An 11,704-nucleotide genomic window follows, 5' to 3' on the forward strand; every position below is an offset into this window, starting at 1 on the left:
GGCTCAAGCCGTTTTTAACAAAAAAGTATGCACCTTTGTATCGACGTAATAGTTGCTTACGAAATGCAAATTAACCATTGAGATGACATTATCATCGGCCAAAATACTTAATCATTAATACTTAAGGATATAATTATGAAGCTTACTAAAATCGCTGCCATTGGTACATTAGCACTTTCAGTTGCAGGCCTAAGTGCTTGTAATAGCATGATGCCAGCTGACGCTGATAGTGCCTCGACTGAAGCACCTACCAGTAGTCAAGCAGCAACAGATACGCAAGCAGTATCTGATATGAATGTGGTACAAGTAGCACAAAGCAATGCTGATTTCTCGTTGCTTGTTGAAGCGGTAGAAGCTGCAGGCATCGCGGCACCATTATCTAATCCTAATGCCAACTTCACTATATTTGCACCGACCAATGAAGCATTTGCACAAGTGTTGCAAGAAACAGGTATGACGAAAGAGCAACTGTTTGCCAACAAACCATTGCTTACCAAAATCTTGGGCTACCATGTGATCAACGGTGCAGCACCAGTATATGCAGCAGATGTGAAGCCAGGTACGATTACTATGCTGAGTAAAGATGCACTTGTGGTCACCGATCAAGGCCAACTACAAGATGAAAATGGTCGTACAGTTAATATTTTAGACACTGATATTGCTGCTAACAATGGTGTGGTACACGTTATCGATAAAGTTTTGCTTCCTAAATAATTCTTGGTTGAAACCTGCTATCCGTACAAGCTAATACGTATAAGCTAATAATAGCGTCGTACACGTGATTGATACAGTGTTGCTACCTAAGTAAGCAGTAATTAAAAAATAATCAGTTAAAATCGTAGTTATTGATGTAACAAGTTTGACGTAATCGGCACTGGTCCAATTGGTATCGTTTGCAACAAATAAATTATTCACTGTTATATTCATTAACTGAGAAACCTATTTGTTAATCAAATAATGTAATTGACCATTCATTGATAAGGAAATACCCATGTTAAAGAAAAACTTACTATCTATCGCTGTTGTTACAGCTGCCATGTCATTAGCCGCTTGTAATGATACAGAAACCACGACTGATCCAGTTGAGCCTGAAGCGACTACTGAAGAAGTGGTTGTAGAGCCAATGGCTGAAACTGATGCAATGGCCGAAACAGATCCAGCGGCTGAGACTGATATGATGGACGAAGCTGCTGCTACGCAAACCATTGCTGAACTTGCTGCAGATAACGAAAATCTAACCATCCTAAACGCAGCACTACAAGCAGCTGGTCTTGACACTATGTTGATGGAAGATACCAAGCATACTGTATTTGCACCAACAGATGATGCATTTGCTCCTGTATTAGAAAGTTTGGGCGTGACCAAAGAGGAGCTATTGGCTGATACAGATTTACTTAACAAAGTACTTCCTTACCATGTGCTAGCGTCAGAAGTATTGGCTGCTGACATTCCTTATGGTACTGATATTGAAACTGCTAATGGTGCAACTATCTCTATCAGCGAAGACAACGTCATCACTGATGCTACTGGTAACACAGCCAACATCACCGGTACAGATATCATGGCAACCAATGGTGTGGTTCACACTATCGATGCGGTATTAATGCCTGAATAAGTTGTTTTTATAGACTGAGTTTTATCATTTATCAATGATATCGAAGAAGCCTAGCTCACTAGCTAGGCTTTTTTGTGTCTGACTTATGGTTGACCCGGCGTATCGCTCTAATAATGGTATCAATATAAAAGTGCTGGATAGTAGTACTGGATAAGAGGACTGGCGATACTATGAAAGTTCGTGACACCTAAAGTGAGAACAAGGCAGCCGACTATAGACTGTACAAATGGTATATTTAGAGAGGCTCATACCGTAGCGGTTTAGTAGTTCGCTGATTGTATATATATGTATATAGCGCACTGGTTCTAGTTTTTACTGACGGTTGTCACTGATATACATAGTTTGAGATTGATATTAAACGACTTTGTAAAAAGAGGTTAGAGCCTATTGAACGGCCACAAAAAAGCCCAAGACGACTGTCTTGGGCTTTGATTAAGATGATTAAGTAATCACCTGTCTTAACATGTTGTTTAGACAGGTGGTTGAGCTTGCTTATTTAACTTCTTTGTTTAGTGGATCAGCAGCCATTCTTTTTTCCAATTCTAGATGACGCTCTTCCCAGTAAGTAGCGTTTTTGATACCAAACTTTTTAGGATCAAAGACAAATCTTTTGGCAGTCGTACCGCCACCTGCTTTGAGCTGCGCTTCGTAATCTCGTAGGATAGAGATGGCAGGACGTGCGACAAAGAATACTACGATGATACCAACGATGTTTAACCAAGCCATCAAGCCAACACCAACATCGCCAAGTCCCCAAATGAAACCTGAGCTGTTTAGCGCACCATAAGCAACCATGAACATGATGATAAGTTTTACAGCAAACTGACCTGCTTTACTAGCGCCTTTACCCATAGAGCGGGTGAGGTAAGAGATGTTTACTTCGGCGATATAGTAGTACGCCAAGATAGTGGTAAAGGCAAAGAAGAATACCGCTATCGCGATAAAAGTATTACCAAAAGTACCGTAAACAGATTCCATCGCCATTTGGGTAAATGCTGGCGCGTTAATTTCAACATCCGCTGCTACGTTTTGTACCAAGAACTGGCCATCAGGCAATGTGCCTTGGATGTTGTACATACCTGTAGATAAAATCATAAAGGCAGTTGCAGAACAAACCAGTAAGGTATCAACATAGACTGAGAATGCCTGTACTAAACCCTGCTGTGCAGGATGATCAACGGCAGCCGCTGCGGCAGCATGAGGACCTGTACCTTGACCTGCTTCGTTAGAGTAAATACCACGTTTTACGCCCCAACCAATAGCAGCACCAAAACCTGCTTGTGCAGTAAAGGCATCACCAACGATGCTACCGAATACTTGTGGAATCATGCTGAAATTTGCAAATAAAATGAGCAGTGCTAAGACAATATAACCCACTGCCATGAAGGGTACTGCATACTCAGTAAAGGTTGCAATACGTTTGATACCACCAAAAATAATGAAGCCCAATACGATTAACACAACACCTAGAGCCATGATACGAGTCGTACCAGTCTCTATACCCATAAAGTTCATCGCTGAGCCTTCACCTGCAACCTGCGCAACGGCGTTGATAACCCCGTTGGCCTGTACACCAGGTAAGAAAATACCACAAGCAACGATTGAGGCGATGGCGAATAGAATACCGTACCATTTTTGACCAAGCGCACGCTCGAAGTAATAAGCAGGGCCACCACGATATTCGCCTGTTACGATATCACGCTCTTTATAAATTTGACCTAAGGTGGACTCAATATAAGCGGTTGACGCGCCCAAAAAGGCCACAACCCACATCCAAAATACGGCACCTGGACCACCGAAGCCAATGGCAGCAGCAACACCGGCGATGTTACCCATACCGACACGACCAGATAGAGAGACGGCTAGTGCCTGAAATGAAGAGATACCATCGTTATCAGGTTTCCCTTTAAATAATAGTCTGAGCATTTCTTTGAATAAGCGTACTTGTACGAAGCGTGTCATGATGGAATAGAAGAGACCAGCGCCCAAACACAGATAGATCAGTGCTGGACTCCAGATAATTCCATTTACTAAATTAACAAAACCTTCCATATGTATGTTCCTAGTACTGTCTCAAAGTGGCTTTGTATGCTTTAGAAGTAAGCTAACTGGTTAACTTACTTATTTAAGTTAAACAGTTAAATTAGCTACATCGACTTGTATGTATCAGTTAAGTCCCATACGTGCTTAGCCACCAAGAGTGAAGTGTGGTTTTCTGAACCTATCCGCTTAGCTTATCAGTGGGATTTACTGTTTATATAGTACTGATACTATTAGTAGCGGGTAGATCAGCGGGTTATATAGTCAAATGCTTATGATCGTGACAGCATTCAACTTACTATGAGCAGTATCGATTTATTACACTACTGGAATGGTTGATTAGATTTTCTACGTAAATACTTGATAGTTAAACGATAATCAAGAAGTTGCTAATACTAATCGTGTTATAAGTCCACTACCAAATGTATTCAAACCGTACGGCTACGTAACTGCAATTTGCCATATTTTTGTACCAATTACTAGAATTTTCTTTTTTCATCAGCATATATAGTTATTCAGTACGATCCAATTTTACGTAAATAACGAGTATATATGCACGAATGAGTGGTGATATGAAACGATATCCCAAGACAGCCGCAATAATAGAGCGGAAAGTGATTATGTTTTGTAACCAATAATGGCAAAACCATATTTATAGGGCCATTATGGCTAGAGCAGCTTACAGGCTATAATATGAGTTACTATAGTCAGTCCAATATAAATCTGTTTAATGCTTATAGCATGTTAGAAAACGGTTAAAAAATATCTTACTGGTTATTTGTTACTTACCATTATTAGGAGAAACGATGATGATGCGACAATCAATTATAAAACCCATTTTGCTCGCAGCAGTACTAGCAACCTCTACCGTTGGTCTTAGCGGCTGTGGCTATAACAACCTGCAAGCGCAAGACGAGCAAGTGACTGCGTCGTGGTCAGAAGTTGTTAACCAATATCAGCGTCGTTCTGATTTGGTGCCAAACTTAGTCAAAGTGGTACAGCAGTATGCTGAGCAGGAGCAAGAAGTCTTTACGCAAGTGGCTGAAGCGCGTTCACGTGCTGGTGGTATGACAGCGACGCCTGAAGTGCTCAACGACCCAGAAGCGATGGAACGTTATGTAGAGGCGCAAGAGCAGATGACAGGGGCATTGTCACGATTGATGGCAGTCTCTGAACGTTATCCTGAGTTAAAGTCAGATGGATTGTTCCAAGATTTACAAGCGCAGCTTGAAGGGACTGAAAATCGTATTGCTGTCGCTCGTAACCGTTATATCCAAGAGGTACAAAGCTATAATACAACGGTGCGTCAATTCCCAACCAACATTACCGCAAAAGTATTTGGCATGGAGACCAAGCCAAACTTTAGTGTGGAAAATGAAGAAGCGATATCAACGGCACCAACGGTAGATTTTGGTGATGACGATGCAGCAACTACTCAGTAGAGTGCAGTCAATAAGCGCATTATATATAAGTAGCATAGAGATATAAGTGGCATAGAGCGGCAAAAGCTGCTTCATTTATTTAAAGTAAGCGGCCGAACTGCTTATTGAAGGTATTGATACAGATATTTGATAAATATGAATACCGATCAACTTATCGTTTGCGTATCATGATTCGGATCTATAAAGACAAGTAACAGTGTTACGAGTGGTAGACTAAAGGTGTTCGATACCGTGTCGGATTTATATGAGATTGACTATAGTACAGATGTATTGAGGTGGTATAGATTAGATGAATAATTCAAAAGCACTCTTATCAGTATTGCTGTTCACGCTCAGCGTCAGTGGTACGTCTATGCTGCATGCTGCAACTAATGGCAATGTTGACGATGATGCTGTCGCTACTAATAGCACCTCAAGTCTGCAAGATCGTAGTGTCGAGGATTTAGTGGCACTTGCCAAAGCAGGCGATTCCAATGAAGCCATCGATGATGCAGTACTGGGTAATGAAGCCATCAATGAAGCGGTGCTCGGCAACGATGCTATCAATCAAAGCTCAGCAAATGATACAGACAGTGTTCAAACAACAGATCAGCCACCAGTGCGGTCAAGTGCAGAAAGTGTCGATGCAGATAAGCTGATATTGAATTCGCCAGTGGTTGATCAAGCCAATATTCTAAATCCGCAAGAGAAACAGCGTTTAGAGGCGCAGTTAAAAAATATCTATCAGCAAGGTTTCGCCCAAGCGGCAGTGGTTATTGTTCCTACAACAAATGGTTTGCCGATATTTGACTATGCACTGCAAGTGGCTGAAAAATGGCAGTTAGGTGATGAAGATATCGATGACGGCCTGCTAATGGTTGTCGCTGTCAATGACCGTGAGATGTATATCTTGACTGGCTATGGGCTAGAAGGCGTCTTACCAGATGCTGCAGTGAATCGTATTATTCGTGAAGATATCACACCACTATTTAAGCAGAACGACTACGGTGCTGGGATATTGGCAGGTGTAGATGCATTAAAGACCCGTCTAACTGCTGACCCCGAGGTCTTGGCTCGTGCTGATGCGCAAGCAGCCGAGCGTAGTGCGCAACAGGGCAATGACGAAGTACCGTCGCCTATTTTTTTGTTTATTATGGCGATGATATTTGGTAGCTTTATTACCAATATATTTGGTCGCGTGTTTGGCTCTATTCTAACGGCAGGTGGGTTTTTTGCTGGCTCGTTAGCACTGGGTGGCGGCTTCTTCATGACGGTGATTATGGCCATATTTATTTGGATGTTTTTGATCTCACGTGGTGGTGGCGGTAAAGGTGGCTCTGGCGGTGGTCGTCGAGGTGGTGGTATGGTATTCCTACCTGGTAGCGGAGGCGGTGGCAGCCGTGGTGGCGGAGGTTTTGGTAGCGGTGGTTTTGGCGGCGGCGGCGGTGGTTTTGGCGGCGGTGGTGCTGGCGGCTCGTGGTAGAGAGACAATGTATGTTTAAGAATACCAGAGGCAAAATGACCGTGAGTAATGATGTATTAGAGGGAATAGTATAATGACAGAAAACAACGCTTCAAAGTCCAGTCTTGCTCGCTGGTGGCGTCAGGTCGTATTTGTTCCTTTATGGCATAGCAAATGGCTGACGACAGAGGCTAAAGTGCGTCTGACAGAGCGTGTGACCCAAGCAGAGCGAGGTCACCGCGGCGAGGTGTTTTTGATTGTAGAAAATCACTTGCCCATTCAGGATGCTTATCACCTTGACTGTCATGAGCGTGCCGTTGATTTGTTTAGTGCGTACCGAGTTTGGGACACTGAAGAAAACACAGGTGTCTTGATTTATGTCAATATTTGCGAGCATCAGTTAGAGATCGTCGCGGATCGCGGCATCAGTGCTCATGTGAGTCCTACTGTCTGGCACGCGATGTGCGAAAAAGCGGTATCAGGTATTGCCAATCAAAAAATAGAAGAAAGCTTGGCTGAATTGTTAGATGAAGTAGGGCAAGTGCTGCGTCAATATTATCACCTTGAGCATGATCCAGCAGGCAATGAGCTGTCTGATACCGTGGTGTTTTTGAAGTAGCGTTTATCATGAAGTGTGATGATGATTCTCATCAGTTCTCGTTATTTGCTAGGGTTTCAGTATGAATTGAAATACAATAGCGCTTCGAGAAATAACGTGTTTTTTATAAAGAGTAGCTACTGGAACACTATGATAGAGTTAATTAAGAAATTACCAAAAGCAGAACTGCATTTACATATCGAAGGCTCATTAGAACCTGAGCTGATGTTTAGATTGGCGAAAAAAAACCAGATTGAAATCCCTTATAAAGACATAGAAGATGTCCGCAACGCTTATAACTTTAATAATCTACAGAGTTTTTTAGACATCTATTATGCGGGCGCAAATGTCCTTGTGACCAAAGATGACTTTTATGATCTGACATGGGCATATATCCTCAAATGTGTTGAAGACAACGTCATTCACACAGAGATATTTTTTGACCCTCAGACTCATACCGAAAGAGGCGTACCTTTTGCAGCCGTCATTACGGGTATCAAAGAAGCACTGGCTGATGCCAAAGAAAAATTCGGTATTACTTCTTGTATCATCATGTGTTTCTTACGACATTTATCACAAGAAGAAGCGTTTGCCACGTTGGACGAAGCGATGGTGTTTAAAGACGATATCATCGGTGTCGGTCTTGATTCTTCAGAATTAGGCAATCCACCGTCAAAGTTTAAAGAAGTGTTTGAAAAGGCAAAAGAGGCCGGCTTTAAGCTAGTGGCTCATGCTGGTGAAGAGGCTGATTTTTCTTATATTTATGAAGCACTAGATTTATTAAATATCAACAGAATCGACCATGGTGTTCAGTCCATAAAAAGCCCAGAACTCATGCAACGACTTAAAGATGAGCAAATGCCACTGACGGTTTGCCCAAACTCTAATATTGAGCTTAAGGTCTTTGGGGACTACGCAGAGCACAATATCAAAGAGCTGCTAGATTATGGTCTAAATATCAGTGTCAACTCAGATGATCCAGCGTATTTTAAAGGCTATATGAATCAGAACTTTATAAATATCTGTGAAAATCTGCCGTTAACGGAAGATGATATCATCACCTTGGTCAAAAACTCATTTAGATCGTCATTTATAGATGATGAGTTAAAAGAGCTGTATTTAGCGAAAGTGGATCTGGCATTGAACTAACCTTAATGAGTTCGTTATGAGCAGAAAAGGCGCAACGGTTTATATAAATCGTTACGCCTTTTTTGTTGTCTGTCGTTAGGGCGTGTCTTCATTTAAAAAATGACGACCAAACAAAATAAATTACTGTCAAACAAGGAAAATAGCGCAGATAATATCGGGATATTAACCAGCTATTTGACGATGTTTGGTAAGATTCAGCCATTTTTAGTCCATTGAGATGACTATTGAGTGAATCGAGTGAATTGAAGACACGCCCTAGTAATATTTACTAGCAGTAGCCATTATAAAGCAGTAATTTCTTCTATCAGCAGCGGCAGTACTATGCCAGCCTTCTCTGCTAACGTGATATCAACGAATGTATTTGGCGTGGGATTTGGATTGATTTCGATAACTTGCGCACCGTTTTGTTTGGCTGATTGCGCCAGACCAGCAGCAGGGTAGACGAGACTGGAGGTGCCAATACTGATAAAGACCTCGCAGTTAGTCGCAGCATTTTCAGCTGTGTGCCATTCATCTACAGGCAGCGCCTCACCAAACCATACAATATCTGGTCTGATATAACCACCACACTGGGCGCAAGTCATTAGTGCTTCGTCATAACCGACAGTGTTTTGGCTACTATACGAATCTCTTGCTTGCTCTTGGACAGGCGCCTCACACTGACCACACTTATGACGCCATAGATTACCGTGCAAATGGGTCACAGTACTGCCAGCCTGCTCATGCAAATCATCGACATTTTGAGTGATCAGTGTCAGCTGCTGCTCCGTTGATTGAGCATGATACTGCCACTGTGCCAAAGCATGGTGCGCAGGATTTGGGGTTTTATCTGCGACTACTTGCCGACGCCATTGATACCATGACCATACTAGTTTTGGATCACGGATGAACGCCTCTGGTGTTGCCAAGTCCTCTACGCCATAATTTTCCCATAAGCCGGTTTGCTTGTCTCGAAACGTTGGGATGCCGCTTTCTGCAGAAATACCAGCCCCTGTCAAAATGCAAATACGTTGTGCTGGTTTTAGCAACTTGGTGGCAAGTTCTACTTCCGCTATTAACGTTGGTGATAATTCTGCTAACATGAGCCAACCCTTGTCAATGATGGATGTTTTTTCTTATGATAGATGGAATTTGGTGGCTTGTCATACTGTTTACCATTATCGTGGTTTTATGGTTCGTGGCAAAATCGCGTGGTGCAAAAGCAGACGAAAAACATAGTGGCGCGAAGTCAAAAAATGTAGCACCGAATGATGCTCTACAAAAAACCTCAGCGATATTAAAGCAGTATTTTGCTAATTATCGAGTCACCCGTAAGGCGAACCATTTGCTCATTAGCAAAGAAGGCAAAAAGATTGCGATGCTTACGATTGATAAAAAGTTGGCTGTTGGTCAACGTCGTTTGGGTGATGTTCCTGTGATCAATTACCACCGTGTGCCTAGTCGCGCTCAGTTGACTGTTAACTTGCAAGATGCAGAGTGAGGCTTTCTCTATAGGTGAGAAATGCTAAGTTCGATAGGCATAGAAAAGCTGTAAACATCTTGAAGTGCTGATTTGATGAGTAAGGGTTGTTTGGAGCAGGGCAAAGGAAGAGTGAAGCAAGATTGTAAATATAATGATTGGTGCGCTCGGCGGGAATCGAACCCACGACCCTCGGCTTCGGAGGCTAGAACCACCATATTTCGTTAAATAGCATTAATGTATGATAAGTTGTTATAGCATACGTACAAAGGTTTTCATTAAAATATAGCCAACGACCTTTAGTGTCTTTTAAAGTAATAAATGCATTATCTCTTCAAGTATTTTCTGAGCCTCTAAGCTCATCTAAACAATCTACTGTGAAAGTAGTTTATTGTTTCCACTACTATCAAAAACTTGATGCTATTAAATCCATCACCTTTTAAGCAACAGACTTAGAGCCTTTTAAGTAATATTCAATCAAAAGGAAAGTTGCAAGTAATTGTTAGATTTACCTATAATTACAGCTCTAGTAGCTCTAGTAGCTCTAGTAGCTCTAGAGCATCCTGACTAAATCTCTTGCATTATATTCTCAGAAAATACTTATTATCTATCATGTTCTTTTGTATTGTTAATGGTCTTTGTATATGCGGTCATTGCAATTTCTATAAACCTACGCTAATTCTATGCAAATACCTATTGATAATAATTACTTATATGAATATAAGGATTGTAAATAAAATAGAGAAAAAACAGTTACATAGTATATAAACTATTCACTGCGAAAATAATAAAAAATACTTGCAATAAGTAACTGTTATATACATAATCCTTTCACTATAAAAATGGTGGACTTATGTATACAAGTATTTCGAGAACTAATGTAGCTGGCCATACTTTAGGCTTTTTAACGATCAGTATTGTCAGCATTTGTATGGGTGTCAATGCCAATGCGCTTACGCCTGAGCAGTACCAAGAGCAGCGTAGTGAAGCCTTAAAACAGCAACAATTGGTTAAGCCCAATGTCAATATAAATACTGATACGTATCAACAAGCGCCTTCCACTTCTATAGTGCCCGCCAGTTCTCAGAACGCTGATGCCGCTTCAATCCCTTGTTTTGATATTGACCATATCTACCTAACAGGTGAGCTGAGCGAAAAGTTCACTTTCGCACTCATGCCTTATACCAAAGGTAAATCATCTTTACTGGGCAGCTGTCTATCAGTCAATGATATCAACCAGCTGGTCACCAATGTACAGAATCGAATTATCGAAAAAGGTTACGTCACCACTCGGGTATTGGTACAAAACCAAAATCTAAAATCTGGTCACTTGACGCTCACCCTTATTCCCGGTCGTATTGACCAAATCACCGCTGTCGATGTTCAAGTCAGTCGTCCTGTTTATATTGATAACAGTGGCAATCCTGCCAACTTTGCCCCTGCCATGCCCATGCATTCTGGTGATTTACTCAATGTCCGTGATATCGAGCAGTCACTAGAGAACTTTAAGCGCGTACCAACCGCTGACGCGGACTTCTCCATTGCACCTAGCAGCCGAATGACCGAGCCTGGTTACAGTGATATTCAAGTTAAATGGCAGCAAGACAAGCGCTGGCGTCTGTCTGCCTCTGTTGATGATTCAGGACAGGAAAGTACGGGTGTTTATCAAGGTAATGTCACGCTATCACTAGACAATCCCACTTGGCAAAACGATTTGTTATACCTATCTTATAACCACAATTTAGATGGCGGCGGTGATGGCGAAGATAATGGTAGCCAAGGCTATAATATCGGCTACGTGCTGCCCATCAATAATACCCAACTAACACTGACCCACAGTGGCTATAACTATGATCAAACCATCGCGGGTGCCAATCAAGACTACGTCTATAGCGGCGACTCTTATAACACTGAAGCGCTCGTCAGCCATTTGGTCCACCGTGACAGCCACAGCAAAATG

General features: G+C 41.9%; 10 protein-coding genes. 8 read left to right on the top strand and 2 right to left on the bottom strand.

Annotation, left to right across the window (positions count from 1 at the left end):
* Positions 1-135: 135 nt before the first annotated feature.
* Positions 136-714, top strand: a complete 579-nt coding sequence (locus ACT3RN_RS11570; protein ID WP_192518257.1) for a fasciclin domain-containing protein — start codon at positions 136-138, stop codon at positions 712-714.
* Positions 715-991: 277 nt separating this feature from the next.
* On the top strand, positions 992-1,615 hold the full coding sequence (locus ACT3RN_RS11575; RefSeq protein WP_192518258.1) for a fasciclin domain-containing protein: 624 nt from the start codon (positions 992-994) through the stop codon (positions 1,613-1,615).
* A gap of 492 nt (positions 1,616-2,107) precedes the next feature.
* Here the strand turns inward: ACT3RN_RS11575 and ACT3RN_RS11580 are convergent, their stop codons facing one another.
* Complete coding sequence (locus ACT3RN_RS11580) at positions 2,108-3,667, bottom strand: alanine/glycine:cation symporter family protein (RefSeq protein WP_192518259.1); 1,560 nt, start codon at positions 3,665-3,667, stop codon at positions 2,108-2,110.
* Positions 3,668-4,464: 797 nt separating this feature from the next.
* Between ACT3RN_RS11580 and ACT3RN_RS11585 the strand changes: the two genes are divergently transcribed.
* The 4 genes from ACT3RN_RS11585 to ACT3RN_RS11600 all read left to right on the top strand — a co-directional run bounded on the left by ACT3RN_RS11585 (position 4,465) and on the right by ACT3RN_RS11600 (position 8,285).
* Positions 4,465-5,097, top strand: coding sequence for a LemA family protein (locus ACT3RN_RS11585; RefSeq protein ID WP_192518268.1), 633 nt, complete (start codon positions 4,465-4,467; stop codon positions 5,095-5,097).
* Between the two features lie 289 nt (positions 5,098-5,386).
* Positions 5,387-6,559, top strand: a complete 1,173-nt coding sequence (locus ACT3RN_RS11590) for a TPM domain-containing protein (protein WP_192991696.1) — start codon at positions 5,387-5,389, stop codon at positions 6,557-6,559.
* Between the two features lie 73 nt (positions 6,560-6,632).
* Positions 6,633-7,157 carry a TPM domain-containing protein gene (locus tag ACT3RN_RS11595; RefSeq protein ID WP_192518261.1) on the top strand — a complete coding sequence of 175 codons (525 nt, stop codon included), beginning with the start codon at positions 6,633-6,635 and terminating at the stop codon, positions 7,155-7,157.
* 129 nt (positions 7,158-7,286) lie between these two features.
* A complete protein-coding gene (locus ACT3RN_RS11600) occupies positions 7,287-8,285 on the top strand; it encodes an adenosine deaminase (RefSeq protein WP_192991697.1) in 999 nt (332 codons plus the stop codon).
* A gap of 281 nt (positions 8,286-8,566) precedes the next feature.
* Here ACT3RN_RS11600 and ACT3RN_RS11605 read toward each other — a convergent pair whose 3' ends face one another.
* The gene (locus ACT3RN_RS11605; RefSeq protein ID WP_192991698.1) at positions 8,567-9,367 is read right to left on the bottom strand and encodes an SIR2 family NAD-dependent protein deacylase; all 801 of its coding nucleotides are present in this window, start codon (positions 9,365-9,367) and stop codon (positions 8,567-8,569) included.
* A gap of 35 nt (positions 9,368-9,402) precedes the next feature.
* On the opposite strand from ACT3RN_RS11605, the gene ACT3RN_RS11610 reads away from it, so the two are divergent.
* Entirely contained in the window at positions 9,403-9,765 is a 363-nt protein-coding gene (locus ACT3RN_RS11610; RefSeq protein ID WP_192518264.1) for a hypothetical protein, read from the top strand.
* Positions 9,766-10,597: 832 nt separating this feature from the next.
* A partial coding sequence (locus tag ACT3RN_RS11615; RefSeq protein WP_444518657.1) for a ShlB/FhaC/HecB family hemolysin secretion/activation protein occupies positions 10,598-11,704 on the top strand: 1,107 nt, incomplete at its 3' end.

The sequence above is a fragment of the Psychrobacter sp. AOP5-GZ1-6 genome, assembly GCF_052376345.1.
Classification (GTDB): Bacteria; Pseudomonadota; Gammaproteobacteria; order Pseudomonadales; family Moraxellaceae; genus Psychrobacter.

What these genes read in the sequence shown, in the direction of transcription:
- ACT3RN_RS11610 (WP_192518264.1), top strand. Translation starts at nt 9,403, where the DNA reads ATGATAGATGGAATTTGGTGGCTTGTCATACTGTTTACCATTATCGTG.
- ACT3RN_RS11580 (WP_192518259.1), bottom strand. Translation starts at nt 3,667, where the DNA reads ATGGAAGGTTTTGTTAATTTAGTAAATGGAATTATCTGGAGTCCAGCA.
- ACT3RN_RS11575 (WP_192518258.1), top strand. Translation starts at nt 992, where the DNA reads ATGTTAAAGAAAAACTTACTATCTATCGCTGTTGTTACAGCTGCCATG.
- ACT3RN_RS11570 (WP_192518257.1), top strand. Translation starts at nt 136, where the DNA reads ATGAAGCTTACTAAAATCGCTGCCATTGGTACATTAGCACTTTCAGTT.
- ACT3RN_RS11600 (WP_192991697.1), top strand. Translation starts at nt 7,287, where the DNA reads ATGATAGAGTTAATTAAGAAATTACCAAAAGCAGAACTGCATTTACAT.
- ACT3RN_RS11590 (WP_192991696.1), top strand. Translation starts at nt 5,387, where the DNA reads ATGAATAATTCAAAAGCACTCTTATCAGTATTGCTGTTCACGCTCAGC.
- ACT3RN_RS11605 (WP_192991698.1), bottom strand. Translation starts at nt 9,367, where the DNA reads ATGTTAGCAGAATTATCACCAACGTTAATAGCGGAAGTAGAACTTGCC.
- ACT3RN_RS11595 (WP_192518261.1), top strand. Translation starts at nt 6,633, where the DNA reads ATGACAGAAAACAACGCTTCAAAGTCCAGTCTTGCTCGCTGGTGGCGT.
- ACT3RN_RS11585 (WP_192518268.1), top strand. Translation starts at nt 4,465, where the DNA reads ATGATGCGACAATCAATTATAAAACCCATTTTGCTCGCAGCAGTACTA.